This is a genomic window from Acinetobacter sp. V102_4, from assembly GCF_031799005.1.
GTDB classification, from domain to species: domain Bacteria; phylum Pseudomonadota; class Gammaproteobacteria; order Pseudomonadales; family Moraxellaceae; genus Acinetobacter; species Acinetobacter calcoaceticus.
In genome coordinates, this window is sequence record NZ_JAVQNR010000051.1 from 549,275 (window position 1) to 567,627 (window position 18,353).

Genomic DNA, 18,353 nt, shown 5'->3' on the forward strand with positions numbered 1-18,353 from the left:
ATCAAAATCCCTCTTTATTTTTTGAAGATGACTGCTCAACACGATCTATAAACAATGTTGCTGCCAACAAATCGGCTGCTCCGCCAGCGGATGCCTTCATCCTAAGTAGGTCAATCTCTAACAAATGCAAAGCACGTCGGCCTTCTAAGCTTGAACTACCGCCCAAATCGAGCACTTGCTGAGCCCCTTGTTGCATACGCTTTAAGCCATTTGTTCCAGAGCGATAGAGCACACAGGTATCTGTCAAATCAGTCATGATGGCAAGCAAAGCATCTAAGCGAGCAAACTCTTCTTTCATGGGTTTACTGCGACTTTGATAAAGCTGCTTTAAACCAAAATTCACAATAGTTGGGAAGCCTTGTTGTGCCTGCTCTTTTGCACCTAAGACAGCTATTTTTTTCTGTACTTGCTGACCATGACTCAAAGCATGTTTGGGAATAAATCGATCTTCTAGCTGGGCAATCTGACCTGCTAACTGACATAGCTCAACCGCCGATAAGTACTGTTGATTTGTGCGTGCCAATGCTGCTGCCGTGACCATTAAACCCAAGGCCCAAATTGCACCGCGGTGTGTGTTGACTCCATCTGTTGCCAACATCATGACCTTTTCACCTTGGCGACCAATTTCACCAATGTCTTCACGCAAGGCCTGACACACTGTTCCGTGCTGGATTGCTGCTTGCGCCATCGCATCAAACATTGGGCCTAGACTTTTCGCAGAACGCTCCATTAATTCCAAAGTCAGATCATCATGTGCACCACTGCCACGACGGTCGACCAAGGCGGGCTTTGGTGTCAGATTCACTTCATCAATTAAAGCCTCTACTGCTAAATCTGCTAAAAGCTGGCTATCGCTGAGTGTTTGATATTGAATTTGAGCCATCATTACCAACTCCTGAATTTTGCAGGGGGTTGATATAAACCATCTGACCATGTCACCAAGTCGGCAATATTTTTTGCAGCTAAAAGTTCACGTGTTGCATCGGTACGACGAATGCCTAAATCCTCAGGGAACACCACTAAACCTTCTCGTCTTAAACATGCTGTGGTTTTAGGGTCTTGGCTTAAACCAATACTGGTCACACCTGCCACCGCAGCAATCATGGCTTGACGCTCTTCTTGGCTGCTTGCTTTATATAAATAAGCAATGCCTTCTTCGGTGAGTAAATGGGTGACATCATCGCCATAAATCATGATCGGTGCTAAAGGCAGACCTGCCGTTTTTGCAACATCAATCGCATCAAGACGATCCACAAAAGTCGGCTTACCGCCTTCTTGAAAGGTTTCCACCATTTGCACAACTAGTTTTTTACCGCGGGCCAAATAGGTTTCTGTTTCATTGGCACCTTGCAAGCGCATATCTAGCCATGCTGGCGTATCATGGCGGCGTCCGCGCGGATCATGCCCCATGTTCGGTGCACCACCGAAACCAGCTAAACGACCTTTAGTGACAGTCGAAGAATGTCCCATACCATCAACTTGCAAAGTTGCACCAATAAACAAATCAACGGCGTACTGACCTGCAAGCTGACACATCATGCGGTTAGAACGCAGCGCCCCATCACGTCCTGTAAAGAAAACATCGGGACGAGCTGCAACATATTTTTCCATACCGAGTTCGGTACCAAAACAATGCACGCTTTCAACCCAACCTGTCTCAATGGCAGGAATTAAGGTTGGATGTGGGTTAAGAGTCCAGTTTCGGCAAATTTTTCCTTTTAAACCTAAAGACTCACCATAGGTCGGTAAAATCAGTTCAATTGCCGCAGTGTTAAAACCAATCCCATGATTTAACGATTGCACATTATGCTTTTCATAAATTCCGCGAATTGCCATCATGGCCATAAGCACATGAACAGGTTTGATATGTTTCGGGTCGCGAGTAAATAAAGGCTCAATATAAAAAGGCTGGTCTGCCACAACCACAAAATCAACCCAAGAAGCAGGAATATCGACACGTGGTAAATCAGTTACGTCATCGACCAATTCATTAACCTGAACAATCACAATGCCGTCACTAAAAGCCGCAGGTTCAATGAGTGCAGGAGAATCTTCAGTACTTGGACCTGTATAAATATTGCCTTGGCGGTCTGCCATAAAACCGGCCGAAAGCACCACATTTGGAATAAGATCGACCACAAGACGTGAATACAACTCGATATAGGTATGGATAGCACCAATCTCTAACAGGCCATCTTCAATTAACTGACTAATACGCAAACTTTGCGGGCCAGCAAAAGAGAAATCGAGTTTACGTGCAATGCCTTTTTCAAACAGATCAAGATGTTCTGAGCGTCCAACACTTGGCATGATCATATGTAAATCATGCAAAACATCTGGATTGGTTTGTGCCAAAGATCGAGATAAGAAATCTGCTTGCTTTTGGTTATTCCCTTCGAGTACGACTCTGTCACCCGGGGTAATCAGCGTTTCTAAGACTTTAATAATATCTTGAGTTGGAATGACAACTCCGTCGGTATATTGGCTTGCCATCTCCAGTTTTAGCTGTTTGGCATGACGCCGCTTTGTCCATAACCGTTCTTTATTCTGAACTGATCCTTCCATGTGTTTACCTATATAGATCGCAGTTTTGTTCTGAATCTATAAAAACGCTTTATGGAATTTTGATCAATCAACCTACATCGGTAGTTATTAACCTGAAGTTAATGGTTGAAATAAAGAACAGCTATTAATGAACGAGTTTTAGGACTTTTAACCTACGACTTATTTCTAACGCGGTTTGCTTAATAGCCATTCCAAGTTTTGACGAACCGCAGGCCATTCATGTTTTAAAATGCTATAAACATGTGTGTCCCGTAAAATATCATCTTTTACAATTTGATGGCTTCTGAGCACGCCATCGAGCTTTGCACCTAAACGTACAATTGCGGCTTGGCTTTGCACATTTAAAGAAGATGTTCGTAACTCAACCGCAATGCAGTCTAAAGACTCAAATGCATGAGCCAACAATAGTTTTTTACACTCAGTGTTCACAGGCGTGCGCTGTGCAGATTTACGATACCAAGTCGAACCAATCTCTGCACGGCGATGAGCTGCTTCAATATGCATTAAGGTCGTCATACCCACCGCTTGCCCTGTTTTTCGGTCTTCAATATAAAATGGCAACATGCTTCCAGATTGTTGCAAACCAAGACGTCTTTCAATTTCAGCAGTCATCTGTTCAGGTCTTGGAACACGGGTATACCAAAGATTGTAGAGCTCACCATCGCAAACTGCTTCTGCGAGCGATTCAGCTTGAGTTACATCTAGCGGCTTTAAAATAACGTGTTCGCCTACCAACTCAACAGGTGTAGTCCAAGACATGTTTTTCTCCTTAATGAATATTAAAATTTTATATTTTCAAAACTATTTGTTTAACTCAGCCACACTGTACATAGCATCCGCTATAGTTTTATGACCAGATTTCGATAGACCATCCGCCGCACCTAAAATATCTCGACGATCTTTGTTTTGTCCAAGTTTTGATTTTCCTTGAAGCTTGGTAATTTCAATTTCTATACCGACAATAGCTTTTAGCATGGGTTCTAGATAGTCTTTTGGTGCATCAGACATTTTCCATGGTTCAGGTTGAGATGCTTCATGTGTACGGGTTAAACGAGCCACGACACCTCGAACATAACGCTCATCATCTCGAATCGTCACTTTACCGTAAGCATGTACAACTCTATAGTTCCATGTTGGCACTTGTTTGTGCTGTTCATGTTTGGAGGGATACCAGTTTGGGGAAATATAAGCATCACCCGCCTGAAACACGACTAGCACTTCATCTCCATTTTTAACGACCTGCCAGACAGGATTAATCCTAGATACATGCGCATGCAACACCCCTAAGTTCCCTTCATTTGTCTGTAACTCAAACGGAAGATGATTTGCATCTAAACCATTGCTCCCATGACTAAGAAGCACACCAAACGGATGCTCCAAAATAAGAGAATGTAATACGTCCAAACGGTTTTCTGCAAAATCATCAGGGATATACATGGCTAAGAACCTCGTTGTAAATATCAGGGTTATTTATATTTTGTGTTGTAAATTTTCTGGTTTATGTGGTTTATTAAAAAGAACCACTTTGTATTTTTTTAAGTAGACCAGAATTATGGCAAGAATGGCAAAAGTTGTTGAACTTCCGTCTATTGCAAAGATTGATAAAAGCCAAGGAAAGATTAGTGCTCAACTGACCCAAGCTTTACGAGAAGCTGTACAAAGTGGCGATTTGCAGCCGGGCGACCCTTTGCCATCTTCCCGTGAACTGGCTCAAACCCTTGATGTAGCTCGCGGAACCATTATTGAAGCTTATGATCAGCTTTTAGCTGAAGGTGTTTTTGATTCTCAAGCAAGAACTGGAACTTATGTATCTCATGCTTTGGTTAAAACACCTGCGCAGCAACATTTTCAAAAAGAATCGATTAAACCAAGCTCAATACCTTTGACCAAATCTGCTCTTTCTTATGCCCAAGTGCTGAAGGAATTTAAACCACTTCCCCATGTTCCATTTGCTGTATCTGTACCGGTTGGCCGCACTCAACCCAGTGATATTTGGCGTAAGTTTGGCAATAAATTTAGATCGCGAGGCGCAGGTGCACCTTCTGGGTATGGTGAACCACAAGGTGTATTATCACTAAGAATTGCAATAGCAGACTACGTGCGTCGTTCGCGCTCTGTACACTGCGAACCTGAACAAATCGTGATTACGCCCGGCATTCAACAAGCGCTTTATATTTGCAGCCAGATTTTATTTGAAGCCAAAGATGAGGTCTGGATCGAAGATCCGGCATATCGTGGTACTACAGCCATTTTTGAGCATGCTGTACAAAACATTGGTATGGTCCGTGTTCCGGTTGATGAAGAAGGTATTCAGGTTGAAGCTGGAATTAAACTTTCTCCAAATGCCCGTGCAGCTTTTGTAACCCCGTCTCACCAATATCCACTTGGCATGCCGATGAGTCTAGCAAGACGCACTGCCTTATTAGCTTGGGCAAAACAGCAAAATGCATGGATCATTGAAGATGACTATGACAGTGAACTCCGCTATAACGGTCAGCCCTTTCCATCTTTGCAAGGCATGGCACCCGATCAAGTGATTTATCTCGGTACTTTCAGCAAAGTATTATTTCCGTCACTTAGACTTGGCTATGCAGTGTTACCTAAGGAACTAGTGGCACCTTTTTGTGGACTGAGGGTATTAATAGATAGACATCCACCTACAGCCGACCAACATGTTTTGGCTGCTTTTATTCAAGAAGGCTATTTAGAGCGGCATATTCGACGTATTCGAAATGTTTACTCAGAAGTTCGAGAGCACATTATTGGTTTGATTGAAAAATACATACCTCAAGAGCTGGCTTGGTTACAACCGGGCGATCAAGGCATGCATATGGTGTTATGGCTTGCTCAACATATTAATGACGTTGAAGTCGCAAGCACAGCAGTCAATGCAGGCATTGCCATTAAAGCAATTTCACCGACATTTTCAAAAGAACAGCAACGTTCGGGTTTAATTGTTGGCTTGGGCGACTTTGAACTCGAACTTATGGAACAAGCCATAAAAAAACTATCAAAAATCATTCAACAACATGACAAGCCAACGTAGACAAAACCTACAACAGCAACCATAGATGAATGGCAAACGGGCCAATCAGTACCATTAAAATACCTGCAATTACCATGGTTAAACTTGCAATCACGCCCTCTTCACTATTGCGCTGCTGAGCTCGGACTGTACCAAAACCATGGGCTGCGTTCCCAAAGGCGGCTCCATTTGCCACATTAGAACGAATTTTAGTAATCGCTAAAATTGCATCGCCACAAATCATTCCAACCAAACCGGTAATGACGGTGAATAATGAAACCAAAGCCGCCGAACCATGAATATCTTCAGCTAAAATCATGGCAAATGGTGTTGAAATCGAACGTGCCATCAAACTATTGGTGACTTCAGGACTAAAATGGAACCACTGTGCCATTTCATAGGCAGACATCACGCCCACACTCATTCCCACAATAATCGCGATAGATAAAACACCTAAGTTTTTACGAATCGTTTCCCGATAACGATAAATCGGTACAGCAAAAGCGACCGTAGCTGGACCTAATAAATTAACAATCCACTGCGTATCTTCGACATAAGTTTGATATGAAATTCCAAAAATCGTCATCAAAATGATGGTGAGTACAGGCACACTAATCGCGGGTGACAACCAAAGTTTTGGATGCTTTTGATAGATTTTCTTTGCCACGACATAAGCTACCAAAGTCCAGATGAGGCAAAGAATTGACCAGATATTCATGTCATTTTCTCTTAGATATGCTTATGTTGAAGACGTTTTCGAGCCTGTAAATAAGCCTTCAAACGATTGTAATAATGAATGGTCAAACACGTACTGAGCATGACTGAAATAGTCCCAACTGCAATGCTCAAGACAATTTGCCAACCTTCAGTCATAAACAAGGTTTTATATTGAACTACGGCAACCACCACAGGCACAAAAAACAGTAATAGCTCACCTAAAACAACGGTTGCCCCCATTGCTACCTGATCCATTTTGATAATTTTAAAGAACAGGCATAAAAGCAATAAAAACATACCTAAAATGCCTGCTGACACAGGTACGCCAAGTTTTTGATGTAAGAGATATCCCACCCACCAAAATCCAGCCAAAATTAGAATTTGTTTACCTAAAACTAAAAATGAAGGTTGTGTGGGTGTTGCAGAAGCAGATTCAGTACTCATTTTGCGAAATTAAATGGTTAACTACACCATTATGCTATCTTGATTAAAACCGCTAAATATGAATTATTCATGTTAATATTATTCCAAAATGGAATAATTTACTCTTCGTTATGCTCTCTTTAAAATCATTACAGTGTTTCGTTACCTTGGTAAAAACAAAAAGCTTTACCCGTACCGCTGAAGAGTTGTATCTGACTCAACCGACGATTAGTAAAATCTTACAACAGCTCGAAGAGCAGCTTCAGGTACAGCTTTTGGTTAAACCTGATCACGGACGGAAAAGACAAATTGAATTAACTGCAATTGGAGAGCGTATTTATCAACATGCGATTGAACTTCTTCAGGCAGAACAAAACATCTTTCTTGAAATTGAAAACTTTCAACAATTAAAAACAGGTACTTTAAAACTTGGCGTACCGCCTTTAGGTTCGCAGCTCCTAACGACTGCACTGTTTGATTATCACCAACAGTGGCCAGATATTGAATTGGCTTTTATGGAGGTTGGTTCGCGCGGTATTGAACAAGCTTTACTCAACAACGAACTAGACGTTGGCGTTTTATTGCAGCCCTTTGATAAACAAACTTTTAATAGCATTGAGCTATGTAACTACCCTTTAATGGTACTTTTACGTCGTGATGCCACTTGGGCAACTCGCAAAAAAATAAATCTAGAAGAACTACAACACCAATCGTTCTTAATGTTTCCAGAAAACTTCTCTCTAAATAGTATTATTCTCGATGCCTGTAAACAGCGTGGGTTCTATCCAACTATCGCTTGTCGTACCAGTCAATGGCACCTCTTGGCAGATATGGTTTTACAACGTATGGGGATTGCGCTGCTCCCTCAATACTATACCGACATGCTGGACCCTACTTTATTTGCAGCAGTACCGCTTGAAAAACCAAATATTCAATGGCACTTAGTCATGGCTTGGAAAAAGAATCTTCCTGTCTCACCAGCGGTACAAGCGTGGCTGAGCATTGTTCGTCAGCATTTTCAGCACATTAAACCGTAATGAACAATGAAATTGCTTAATTCAGAAATCGATAAAGCTTTTCCACAAAAAAGCTACCCAATCTTGGAACAGCTCACTTAGACTAGATGCCATCCGTTTTATGACATGGACAATAACAATGAATAATGAACATTTTAAGCTGTACACAGATTCACAATTTTTAAGCCCTTACGCTTTTACAGTTTTTGTCGGGCTACATGAAAAAGAAATTCCATTTGAAATAGATACGATTAATCTGGCACAACAAGGCCAGTTTGAAAAATCTTATCTCGAAAAGTCATTAACAGCAAAAGTTCCTGTACTTGAACACAATGATTTTGCTCTATCAGAATCATCTGCCATTTTGGAATATCTAGAAGAGCTCTATCCAAATACACCAATTTATCCAACAGATATTCAGGCACGTGCAAGAGCTCGACAAATTCAGGCATGGCTCAGATCAGACTTGGTTGCTTTAAGAACTGAACGTCCAACTGATGTTATTTTTATTGACCCCACATCTACCCCACTTTCAGAAGAAGGCCAAAAAGCGGCTGAGAAACTTTTCTTTGTTGCAGAAAAACTTCTAGCGCCTGATACCGAATTTCTGTTTGATTCATGGAGCATTGTGGATGCTGAACTCGCACTGATGTTACAACGCCTCATCCAAAATGGTGATGCTGTACCAGAACGACTAAAAAATTATGCACTGCAACAATGGCAACGCCCGAGCGTTCAAAAATGGCTTGCCTTGCGACATAACTAAATCCTATATTTCAACCAAACATGAGATAAAAAAATGAGTGATTCAAACTATATTCCTCCACAAGTTTGGCAATGGACTGGAGAAAAAACCGATTTAAACCAGCCTACTTCAGGCGCTCGATACGAACACACACTCCCTGTCGGAAAACACCCGCTCCAACTCTATTCTTTAGCAACCCCTAATGGTCAAAAAGTCACTATTTTGCTTGAAGAGCTTTTAGCATTAGGTCATCAAGATGCTGAATATGATGCTTGGCTCATTAAAATTGGTGAAGGCCAGCAATTTGGCAGTGGCTTTGTAGAAGTTAACCCTAACTCTAAAATTCCAGCATTGGTTGACCATAGCCAAAATCCACCATTGAGGGTTTTCGAGTCTGGTTCAATTTTGCTTTACTTAGCTGAAAAGTTTAAAGCTTTCATTCCGACCGATATTGCTGCGCGTACTGAATGTCTCAATTGGTTATTTTGGCAAATGGGCAGCGCGCCTTATTTAGGTGGTGGTTTTGGACATTTTTATGCCTATGCACCTGTCAAAATTGAATATGCGATCAATCGCTTTGCCATGGAAACAAAACGATTACTTGATGTGTTAGATCAGCATTTAGCAAAGCATGAATATTTGGCTGGTTCTGAATATACCATCGCCGACATTGCCGCATTCCCTTGGTATGGTGGTCTTGTTAAAAACTGGGTCTATAACGGCGCGGAGTTTTTAGGTGTTGATGAATATAAACACGTAAAACGCTGGGCAGATGCGATTTTGGCGCGCCCTGCTGTTCAACGTGGACGAATGGTCAACCGAACTTTTGGCGATTTAGAAACACAGTTACATGAACGTCATGATGCAAGTGATTTTGAGACTAAAACGCAAGATAAAATTTAATCGTCATTTTTTAAATAAAACCCACTTTTGCTCAAATAGTGGGTTTTATTAATCTTCAATATTAAAAATTATTTAATCTATTGATGTAACGAAAGTCCTTTAATTGCCTTATCAACAGCTTTTTTAGGTCCTCTTAACGCTACCCCGACCAAATTTAATTGATTTGCATCTTCGGCCAAAAAAGCCGCTCGATTATCCTCATCATTGCCTGTAGAAAACATGGCATGTACATATGGAATAATCGTTAAATCTTGCTCAATTCCTTTAAGATGCGCTTTTTGTAGTCCTGATAAATCACCCTCAAATACCAACATTGGCTGCCCTAGCATATTGCCATATTCATAACCATTTGCATCGATATAAGGTTTACCCAACATTTCAGGTACAGCCGAGGCTACTCCCGTTGCCAAAAAAGCCACCACATTTAGCCTTTGCCAAGTCGCAAGATCATTACGGACAATCAACGCAATTTTTGTGTCGAACATAAAGCTCTATCCTGAATCATTTATCTCAAGTCAGTCATCATGCCTAATCCCGATTTTTCTCGTCTTGTACGTTTGTGCAAGCGCAATCACAAACGTACAAGACCCTAAATTTACGAGTCAGTATGCTGGGTTGTTTTTGATTCAGTAGATGCGTTATGGAAATCTTTCTTTATACCTTAAGTGTGATGTATAGCCCTGGCCCAGTAAATTTTATGGGTTTGAATGCGGGACTTACAGGACAGTTCAAAAAAACCATTTATTTTTTTATGGGTGTCGGCTGTGCGATGCTGATGTTATTCATGATTTTTGGATATGCAGGTGCGGCTATCATTCCACAAAATGCCCTGCACTATATTGCCTTGCTCGGCGCATGTTATACATTTTATCTTGCGTTTCAGATGTTAAAGGCGGATATCGATATTAATGATGAAGCCACTGAAATTCAGACACTTTCTTTCTGGAATGGCTTTTGGATACAAACATTAAATCCAAAAGGGATTTTGGTTATTTTGCCTGTTACAACGATTATGTACCCGACAGCGCACATTACTGGCATTCAAATCTTCTTAGTATCGTTGCTCATTTCGATGGGTGCAGCAGGTGCACCCTGTCTTTATTCGTGGGCTGGTGCAGTGTTAGGCAAAAAAATTAAAAATAAAATTTGGTTTAATCGCTTAAATAAAACCATGGCAATGATGCTGATCATTTCTGGCATATTTATGCTTTACGATTTCTTGGAAGGCATGAATCTCATTTAAGACAAAGTCTATGTCAGTCTAAACAGGCTGACTTTTAAATAATCGGTTTAGGAAGATAACTTGTTGATCATCCGCCATCTGGCTGGAGTCAATCCAAATGCTTTTAGAAAATGACGAGTCATGTGGCTCTGATCAAAGAATCCTGCAATTAAGGAAGCTTGAGTCAATGACTCTCCATACATTAGACAAGACTTCACAACCTCTAACCTACGCATGGTCATATATCGATGTGGACTTGTACCAAATAGCAGTCGAAAGTCGCGTGAAAGACTCCAACGGTCACGCCCAATATTTTTTTCAATATCATCTAAAGAAATATTCTCAAATAAAGATGCATGTATAAACTCTCTGGCACGTTCCGCTGCGACATAGTCATAAGAATGAGAAGTTCGCTGTTTTTTATCTGAAATTTCGTAAAGTGTAGTGGCTAAATCATATAAAGCATCTTGCTTTTCTAAAGGGTCGATATGCTGGTCTATCCCTTGCAATAAAACATCTGTTGCCTTAAATAATCGGATATCTTGGCTTAATCCATTCTCAAAAAATGGTAAAGGCTTACCCTTCATAATTTCCTGTAGGGTTGCAGGCTCTACGTACACCATCCTATATCTGAAGCCGTCTCGCGTACCGGACTCTCCATCATGTTTTTCATCAGGATGTAAAACCATGGTCATTCCTGGCAAGCTATGTTTCATCTCTCCCCGATAATGAAAACTTTGAACTCCAGTTAATGTCCGACCGATTGCAAATGTATCATGGCGATGCGACTCATAAGCATGATTATTAAAAAATGCTTCGATTCGTTCCAGACTATTTGGATCAGAATTTCTAACAATCCAATCATTTGCATTGGGCAGTTCAATCACATCGTCACCAAACTCTTATATTTCTAAACACCATTGAGTATACAAGTTATAGCTTAGACGCTAAGCATTTATTTTACAAAGCAACCAGTTATTCGCTTTAGCAGTGAATCCTCTGATTGTTAAATATGAGGTGACATTAAACAATCAACTTATTTAATTTTTATACTTATCTAATTTTAATAATAGTTAATAAGATTAATTAATAATATTTCTAAAAAATCCCCACATGCTCTATTTATAAAAAAATATATATAAATAGATATTCATTATTTCTGCTTATATTTAAATCAGCGTAAATTCAATAATAACAATCTAGATAGAAGATAAAGGATATTTTTAATGAATGCCAAATTAAATACAGAAAACCGTTCTGGTTTTATTTCATCGGGTTCAAATACATCCTTGTCAAATGAAGAGATTCTTTCTAAAGCACAACAATATGCTCAAGACCATGAACTTAATTTTAGTGGAAGTTTATCACCCACTGATGCATGGCATCTCGTACAACAAGGACAGGCCGTTTTAGTTGATGTACGCACTAACGAAGAGCGCAAATTTGTAGGATATGTTCCTGAAAGTATTCATGTTGCATGGGCAACAGGCACCTCTTTCAATCGCAACCCACGTTTTTTAAAAGAACTCGAAACCAAGACGGGTAAAGATAAAACCATTCTTTTGTTATGTCGTAGCGGAAACCGCTCAGCATTAGCAGCCGAAGCCGCATTTAATGCGGGTTTTGAGCACATTTATAACGTTCTTGAAGGCTTCGAAGGTGACTTAGATGACAAACAGCAGCGTAATCAAAAAAACGGCTGGCGTATTCATCAACTCCCTTGGCAACAAGACTAAAACTTCAACACATTTTCAGTGAATCAAGGAAAGCTTGTGACTCAATGGAACATTAATGCTGTTGTACAGGGTTTACAACAAGCAAGGCATGACTGGCGTCAGCAACAGCACAGAATCAAAGAATTTGGGGGCCGTGAACTTCCATCTAAAGAAGCTTTGAAAGCTATTTTAGATGATCTCTGCGGGATTTTATTTCCAATGCGTTTAGGCCCTGCCGACTTACGTCAGGAAACTGAAGATTCTTATATTGCCTATACTTTAAATCGGGTACTCACAGCCTTACATGCTCAAGTACAACTGGCTTTAAATTATGAGGCAAAGCGTCATTTGGGTCATTCAAGCACAGCCCAACAGCCACAAGAGCTTGCTCAAAACATTGTGCAGGATTTTGCTAATACCTTGCCTTCTATACGTCGTCTTTTAGATGGCGATGTGCGTGCGGCCTACGAAGGCGATCCGGCAGCACATAGTGTGGATGAGGTACTACTCTGCTATCCGGGCATATTTGCGATTATTCATCACCGAATTGCGCATCAGTTATATGCCCAAGTACCTCTACTGTCTCGCATTATTTCTGAGTTAGCCCACTCTGCAACGGGAATTGATATTCATCCGGGTGCACAAATTGGTAAAGGATTTTTTATAGATCATGGTACTGGCGTAGTGATTGGTGAAACCAGTGTCATTGGGGAACGTGTCCGTATTTATCAGGCAGTAACGCTTGGAGCAAAACGCTTTGAAACCAATGATGATGGTGCTTTGAAAAAAGATTATACACGCCATCCAATTGTTGAAGATGACGTTGTGATCTATGCAGGTGCCACTATTTTAGGCCGTATTACGATTGGTCGAGGGTCCATTATTGGGGGAAATGTCTGGCTGACACATAGTATTGCCGCAGGTAGCCAGATTTTACAGTCACCAAATGAGTCTTATCAAAAAAATCATATTCCCGGTTAAAAACTATAGATGTGAAATAAATAGATAAGGAGACAAATAAATAGTAAGAGCTGAATTAAATTAATGCTTATTTCTCATTTAAATATATTTTTATTTTAAAGATAGATTTTAAATTAATAAGCCATCTATTAAAAGTTTATAAAACCTTTTTATTTTTTTAAAACCAGAACTAATTCTAGTTTATAGCAATACTAGAGTTTTTAATTTTTTGATTTTACCAAGCCACTGTAATAAGGAAAAATGATTCATGGCGAAAAATACTGATAAAGCCCAACTTGCGCTTGGGGACCATGCGGCTCGCCAACTGGCCAATGCAACCAAGACAGCTCCTCAACTTTCTACGATTACTCCCCGATGGCTGACTCACTTACTTCAATGGCTTCCTGTTGAAGCAGGTATTTATCGCCTAAACCGTGTAAATAATACCGATGATATTCAAGTGGCTTGCACACAACGTGATGAAGCAACTTTACCCCAAACTTTTGTTGATTATGACCCAGAGCCACGCGAATACTTTTTGAATGGTGTATCGACTGTTTTAGATGTACATACACGTGTTGCTGACCTTTACAGCAGCCCCCACGATCAAATTAAGGAACAGCTGCGTTTAACCATTGAAACCATTAAAGAACGTCAAGAAAGTGAGCTCATCAATAACCCTGAATATGGCTTATTGGCGAGTGTGACAGATGACCAACGTATACCAACTTTAAATGGCCCACCAACTCCAGATGATTTAGATGATTTATTACGTAAAGTCTGGAAAGAACCAGGATTTTTCCTAGCACATCCAGATGCAATTGCAGCATTTGGCCGTGAATGTACACGCCGTGGTGTACCACCTCCAACGGTTAGCTTATTTGGTTCGCAATTCATTACATGGCGCGGTATTCCACTCATTCCATCTAATAAAATTCCTGTAGAAGATGGCAAAACTAAAATCTTGCTGCTTCGTGTTGGTGAAAAGCGTCAAGGGATTGTTGGTTTGTTCCAACCGGGGCTTGCTGGTGAACAGTCACCGGGGCTTTCAGTACGCTTTATGGGAATCAACCGTAACGCGATTGCGTCGTATCTCATCTCATTATATTGCTCACTTGCAGTATTGACTGATGATGCTTTGGCAGTATTAGATGATGTAGAGGTGGACAAATATCATGACTACCCAGTTAACTACAAGTAATCTGCAAGGTAGTCCAACAGGATCGGAAGTGACTGGTGTTAACCCACCAGCCAACTTCCCTGATGAGTCCACCATTGCTCGTCTTGCTAATGAGTTTTTTTCAGCATTGCCAAGTTCAAGCAGTTCTGCTTCTCCATCGGGCCTTAACTTGGACTTACCTGTCGGAGCGCCACCGCACCCACCGCAACCGGGTGAACCATTTTCTGCACTGAGTGGTCGTGCGCCCAATATCGCGTTTCAGAAAAGTCTCAATCCAGAATATCCTGAGCATATTCCAAATTTGCCAGACTACCCTGAACGTCGAATTGTAGCGTCTGCACCTGTGGTTGGTGGAGCTAATTTGCCACGCCCACCATTTGAGCCACATTTGCCACAAGCTGCTCATAGTGAACCCAATGTGCCACGCATTGAACCAAACTTACCAACGGGTGCAGGTGAATCACCTTATTATTTTTTAAATGATTTTTCTGCTCCAAATGCAGCAGAGCCATCTGTTAAAGGTGTTGAAGATAATTATTCGGTTGCGCAGTCTTTTCAGTTGCCGCATGGAGACCAGCTAAAGTCTTTACTCATTGAAGATCGTTTTGCAGCTGACACACCAACAAAAACCTCACCAAGCTCTGGATTTTATTTCTTAGACTTACCACAAAGCGGGCAAAGTTATAGTCACTATCAACCATCTCAACCTACCTTTGTAGCAAGTAGTGCTCAACCACTCGATGTGCATGCCATACGTCGCGATTTCCCAATTTTACAGGAACGCGTCAACGGTCGACCTCTAATCTGGTTGGATAATGCTGCCACTACACAAAAACCGCAGCGCGTGATTGATCGGATTGCTTATTTTTACCAGCATGAAAACTCAAATATTCACCGTGCTGCCCATGAGCTAGCAGCTCGTGCGACCGACGCCTATGAACATGCGCGAAATGTAGTTGCCCGTTTTATCGGTGCGCCTTCTTCCAAAGAAATTATCTTTGTTCGAGGAACCACTGAAGGCATTAACCTAATTGCAAAAACATGGGGCGAGCAAAATATTGGTGAAGGTGATGAAATTATTGTTTCTCACTTAGAACACCATGCCAATATTGTGCCTTGGTATCAACTCACTAAAAAAACTGGAGCAAAATTACGAGTCATTCCTGTTGATGACACGGGGCAAATTATTTTAGAAGAGTTGCCAAAACTGATTAATGAACGCACTAAACTGCTGTCTATTACTCAAGTTTCTAATGCTTTGGGAACAGTTACCCCGGTTGCTGAAGTCATTAAAATTGCCCATGCCAAAGGGGTACGTGTATTGGTTGACGGCGCTCAATCTGTTTCGCATATACCAACCAATGTTCAAGCCCTCGATGCCGACTTTTTTGTGTTCTCTGGACATAAAGTGTTTGGACCAACAGGCATTGGCGCCGTCTATGCAAAACCAGAACTGCTAGACACCATGCCGGTTTGGGAAGGTGGCGGTAACATGATTCAGGACGTTACCTTCGAACAGGTGGTTTACCAACCTGCACCAAACAAGTTTGAAGCTGGAACTGGAAACATTGCCGATGCAGTCGGTTTAGGTGCGGCTCTTGAATATGTCGAAAGTCTAGGTATTCATAACATTGCACGCTATGAACATGATTTGCTTGAATATGGTCAAAATGCGCTTAGCAGTGTGTCTGGTTTACGTTTGATTGGAACTGCGCATCACAAAGCCAGTGTCATGTCGTTTACCTTACAAGGCTATTCAACCGAACAGGTCGGTAAGGCTTTAAACCAACATGGTATTGCCGTACGTTCTGGTCACCATTGTGCACAGCCAATTTTACGTCGTTTTGGTGTGGAACAAACCGTGCGTCCATCTTTGGCTTTTTATAATACAACGGAAGAAATTGATTTATTGGTTTCGGTATTACATCAACTGACGCGTAATAGGCGTAGCAATTAAATTTATTTAAAAAAGACTGCTTTTGGGCGGTCTTTTTTATGGATTATTTCTTAAAACTACTTTAGCTCAACTTCATATATACGAACAAGTCAAAGTAGCTATCACAGAGGAGTCTTATTATTTTAAATTCAATTTCTGAATTAGCCTTCGGCTAGACTTACTTTGGTTTCGCCCAAAGTAAGCAAAAGCATTTTCATCTGCAAAACCTGTCCTCTTCTTATATCTAATCGATATATCGCAGAAACATAAACTGTTTAATACCACGCAGGTTGCAGATGATTTTAGCTCGAATTAAGAGTCATCAATAGTTCGGACAACGCAAAGCGGTTATCACGGCGGAGTCTTGTTATTTTAATTTCGATTCCTAGATTAACCTTCGGCTCGTGCTAAGAGTCATCTACAGCCTGCCCATAATTTATAAAAATAATGTTTTCGTAACATTTCCTGATAGATGAAAACAGTTAACAGGTTCTGTAAATGACAAAGTTTTTTGGTTACTTTTTCCAAAAAAAGTAACAGAATTAGCTACTTTCTATTGGTATATAAACGATAAGACTCCGCCTTGAACAATATAAGCAATCTAAAATCGTACTTCTGCAACCCCACTAAATACTCTCGGCAATTAAACAAACAATCCCCAAATCAATCTCAATGCAATCCCAATTAACAACAGCCCCATCACCCTCTCAAAATAAACACCAAACTCCAAAAATCGTTTACGTACTATTGGATGAGCAAACATTACACTCACCACCATAAACCAGATCGCATTAACCATACACATCCATACGCCATAAAAGATCTGAACTTTCATGGGAGTTGTTACACTCACAATCGTTGTAAAAATTGCCAGAAAAAAGATGGTAGCTTTTGGATTCAATGCATTGGTGAGAAAACCCATCGTAAAGGCTTTAAATAAACTCGGAGTATCACTGTCTGCTTGGTCATTAATCTCAATATTAGTATTCGGCTGACTACGCAAACACTGCCATCCTAAATAAAGCAAATAAGCTGCTCCCGCTGTTCTGATGAGTGACATGAGCCATTCGCTTTGTTGAATCAAAAAACCAATGCCAACAAGCGTATAAAACACATGGACCGAAATTCCAACACCAATACCAATCGCAGTCAGACATCCAATTAAGTAGCCATAACGTACACTTTGTCTTACCGTAACCACAAAATCTGGTCCCGGTAAAATCACTGCCAAAAAGTGAATGAGTGCCAGTGTTAAAAACTCATGCCCATACAACTGCCACATTTATTCAGCCTCCTTGGCAACGCTATAGCTAACACTGAGCTTTCCTTTCTTAATCTGATAGGACTGAATTTCTATAAAACCAATATCCCCCAACGCTGCAACATGAGTCCCACCGCATGGAAATGCAGAAAACTCACCAAACCCGATTTCACGAAAACCATCTGCACGTTGCTGAAGATTGGCTGGTAAATTAGCCTGAATATATTGTAAACAATGCTGTTCAAGCATGTGAGCATCTAACTGCTGAGCTGTGTCCAAAGCAATGAACTGAACTCGCGCATCATGTGGCCAGTGTTGTGCTTTTACAGCTTGCCAGCCAAATAGATGCATTACATGTCCAAGCAAATGTCCTGCTGAATGTAAGCGGCTATGATAACGACGTACTGCTTCATCCACTTGTGCAAAAGCCACTCCCAACTCAACAGGTTGTGTGCAGTAATGAATGATTTCCCCTTGTTCAATCGCTACATGCACTACATCAACTTCTGCGATTTTGCCCGTATCACTCGGTTGACCGCCACCTTGAGGATGAAATGGGGTTGCCGATAAATGCACGGCAAAACGCCCATCTTCACAAGAATTACACGCTAGAACTTCAACCTCAGCGGCAAGAACACCTGTTAAATACAATGCTTGTGTCATACTCTTTCCTACATACCTTACG

At 41.0% G+C, this 18,353-nt stretch carries 19 protein-coding genes and 1 pseudogene; 9 read left to right on the forward strand and 11 right to left on the reverse strand.

What is annotated here, in order from left to right:
- Position 1 precedes the first annotated feature (1 nt).
- The 4 genes from RMB13_RS18410 to RMB13_RS18425 all read right to left on the reverse strand — a co-directional run bounded on the left by RMB13_RS18410 (position 2) and on the right by RMB13_RS18425 (position 4,002).
- Entirely contained in the window at positions 2-886 is an 885-nt protein-coding gene (locus tag RMB13_RS18410) for a triphosphoribosyl-dephospho-CoA synthase (RefSeq protein ID WP_311085997.1), read from the reverse strand.
- Positions 886-2,565 (reverse strand): malonate decarboxylase subunit alpha, encoded by a 1,680-nt coding sequence (gene mdcA / locus RMB13_RS18415; RefSeq protein WP_311085998.1) that lies wholly within the window; start codon positions 2,563-2,565, stop codon positions 886-888. The genes RMB13_RS18410 and mdcA overlap by 1 nt, the downstream gene beginning before the upstream one ends.
- A 165-nt stretch (positions 2,566-2,730) precedes the next feature.
- A complete protein-coding gene (locus tag RMB13_RS18420) occupies positions 2,731-3,324 on the reverse strand; it encodes a GNAT family N-acetyltransferase (RefSeq protein ID WP_005047594.1) in 594 nt (197 codons plus the stop codon).
- Positions 3,325-3,366: 42 nt separating this feature from the next.
- The gene (locus RMB13_RS18425; protein WP_311085999.1) at positions 3,367-4,002 is read right to left on the reverse strand and encodes an FMN-binding negative transcriptional regulator; all 636 of its coding nucleotides are present in this window, start codon (positions 4,000-4,002) and stop codon (positions 3,367-3,369) included.
- Between the two features lie 115 nt (positions 4,003-4,117).
- Between RMB13_RS18425 and RMB13_RS18430 the strand changes: the two genes are divergently transcribed.
- A complete protein-coding gene (locus RMB13_RS18430; protein WP_311086000.1) occupies positions 4,118-5,611 on the forward strand; it encodes a PLP-dependent aminotransferase family protein in 1,494 nt (497 codons plus the stop codon).
- Between the two features lie 7 nt (positions 5,612-5,618).
- On the opposite strand, the gene RMB13_RS18435 is transcribed toward RMB13_RS18430, so the two are convergent.
- Both RMB13_RS18435 and RMB13_RS18440 read right to left on the reverse strand, forming a co-directional pair.
- Positions 5,619-6,308, reverse strand: coding sequence for an LrgB family protein (locus RMB13_RS18435; protein WP_311086001.1), 690 nt, complete (start codon positions 6,306-6,308; stop codon positions 5,619-5,621).
- Positions 6,309-6,319: 11 nt separating this feature from the next.
- On the reverse strand, positions 6,320-6,751 hold the full coding sequence (locus RMB13_RS18440; RefSeq protein WP_311086002.1) for a CidA/LrgA family protein: 432 nt from the start codon (positions 6,749-6,751) through the stop codon (positions 6,320-6,322).
- Between the two features lie 110 nt (positions 6,752-6,861).
- Between RMB13_RS18440 and RMB13_RS18445 the strand changes: the two genes are divergently transcribed.
- The 3 genes from RMB13_RS18445 to yghU all read left to right on the forward strand — a co-directional run bounded on the left by RMB13_RS18445 (position 6,862) and on the right by yghU (position 9,394).
- Positions 6,862-7,767 (forward strand): LysR substrate-binding domain-containing protein, encoded by a 906-nt coding sequence (locus tag RMB13_RS18445; protein WP_311086003.1) that lies wholly within the window; start codon positions 6,862-6,864, stop codon positions 7,765-7,767.
- A gap of 118 nt (positions 7,768-7,885) precedes the next feature.
- The gene (yfcF, locus tag RMB13_RS18450; RefSeq protein ID WP_311086004.1) at positions 7,886-8,512 is read left to right on the forward strand and encodes a glutathione transferase; all 627 of its coding nucleotides are present in this window, start codon (positions 7,886-7,888) and stop codon (positions 8,510-8,512) included.
- A 33-nt stretch (positions 8,513-8,545) separates the two neighbouring features.
- Positions 8,546-9,394 (forward strand): glutathione-dependent disulfide-bond oxidoreductase, encoded by an 849-nt coding sequence (yghU, locus tag RMB13_RS18455; protein WP_311086005.1) that lies wholly within the window; start codon positions 8,546-8,548, stop codon positions 9,392-9,394.
- A gap of 77 nt (positions 9,395-9,471) precedes the next feature.
- Here the strand turns inward: yghU and RMB13_RS18460 are convergent, their stop codons facing one another.
- The gene (locus tag RMB13_RS18460) at positions 9,472-9,879 is read right to left on the reverse strand and encodes a DUF2000 domain-containing protein (RefSeq protein ID WP_311086006.1); all 408 of its coding nucleotides are present in this window, start codon (positions 9,877-9,879) and stop codon (positions 9,472-9,474) included.
- Between the two features lie 155 nt (positions 9,880-10,034).
- Here RMB13_RS18460 and RMB13_RS18465 point away from each other — a divergent pair, with 155 nt between their 5' ends.
- A complete protein-coding gene (locus RMB13_RS18465) occupies positions 10,035-10,637 on the forward strand; it encodes a LysE family translocator (RefSeq protein ID WP_311086007.1) in 603 nt (200 codons plus the stop codon).
- A 47-nt stretch (positions 10,638-10,684) separates the two neighbouring features.
- Here the strand turns inward: RMB13_RS18465 and RMB13_RS18470 are convergent, their stop codons facing one another.
- On the reverse strand, positions 10,685-11,503 hold the full coding sequence (locus RMB13_RS18470) for an AraC family transcriptional regulator (RefSeq protein ID WP_004642465.1): 819 nt from the start codon (positions 11,501-11,503) through the stop codon (positions 10,685-10,687).
- A gap of 339 nt (positions 11,504-11,842) precedes the next feature.
- Here RMB13_RS18470 and RMB13_RS18475 point away from each other — a divergent pair, with 339 nt between their 5' ends.
- The 4 genes from RMB13_RS18475 to RMB13_RS18490 all read left to right on the forward strand — a co-directional run bounded on the left by RMB13_RS18475 (position 11,843) and on the right by RMB13_RS18490 (position 16,428).
- Positions 11,843-12,352, forward strand: coding sequence for a rhodanese-like domain-containing protein (locus RMB13_RS18475; protein WP_198078722.1), 510 nt, complete (start codon positions 11,843-11,845; stop codon positions 12,350-12,352).
- An 18-nt stretch (positions 12,353-12,370) separates the two neighbouring features.
- The gene (gene epsC, locus RMB13_RS18480; RefSeq protein WP_080026793.1) at positions 12,371-13,312 is read left to right on the forward strand and encodes a serine O-acetyltransferase EpsC; all 942 of its coding nucleotides are present in this window, start codon (positions 12,371-12,373) and stop codon (positions 13,310-13,312) included.
- A 247-nt stretch (positions 13,313-13,559) separates the two neighbouring features.
- Positions 13,560-14,492, forward strand: a complete 933-nt coding sequence (locus RMB13_RS18485; protein ID WP_004642462.1) for a family 2A encapsulin nanocompartment shell protein — start codon at positions 13,560-13,562, stop codon at positions 14,490-14,492.
- Positions 14,467-16,428 (forward strand): family 2A encapsulin nanocompartment cargo protein cysteine desulfurase, encoded by a 1,962-nt coding sequence (locus RMB13_RS18490; RefSeq protein WP_311086008.1) that lies wholly within the window; start codon positions 14,467-14,469, stop codon positions 16,426-16,428. Before RMB13_RS18485 ends, RMB13_RS18490 begins: the two co-directional genes overlap by 26 nt.
- 386 nt (positions 16,429-16,814) lie before the next feature.
- On the opposite strand, the pseudogene RMB13_RS18495 reads toward RMB13_RS18490, so the two are convergent.
- The 3 genes and pseudogenes from RMB13_RS18495 to RMB13_RS18505 form a co-directional block, all read right to left on the reverse strand.
- Positions 16,815-16,935, reverse strand: a pseudogene (locus tag RMB13_RS18495) (hypothetical protein).
- 115 nt (positions 16,936-17,050) lie between these two features.
- Entirely contained in the window at positions 17,051-17,689 is a 639-nt protein-coding gene (locus RMB13_RS18500; protein ID WP_281832306.1) for a LysE family translocator, read from the reverse strand.
- A complete protein-coding gene (locus RMB13_RS18505) occupies positions 17,690-18,331 on the reverse strand; it encodes an alanyl-tRNA editing protein (protein ID WP_311086009.1) in 642 nt (213 codons plus the stop codon). It abuts the gene before it with no gap.
- Positions 18,332-18,353: the final 22 nt, after the last annotated feature.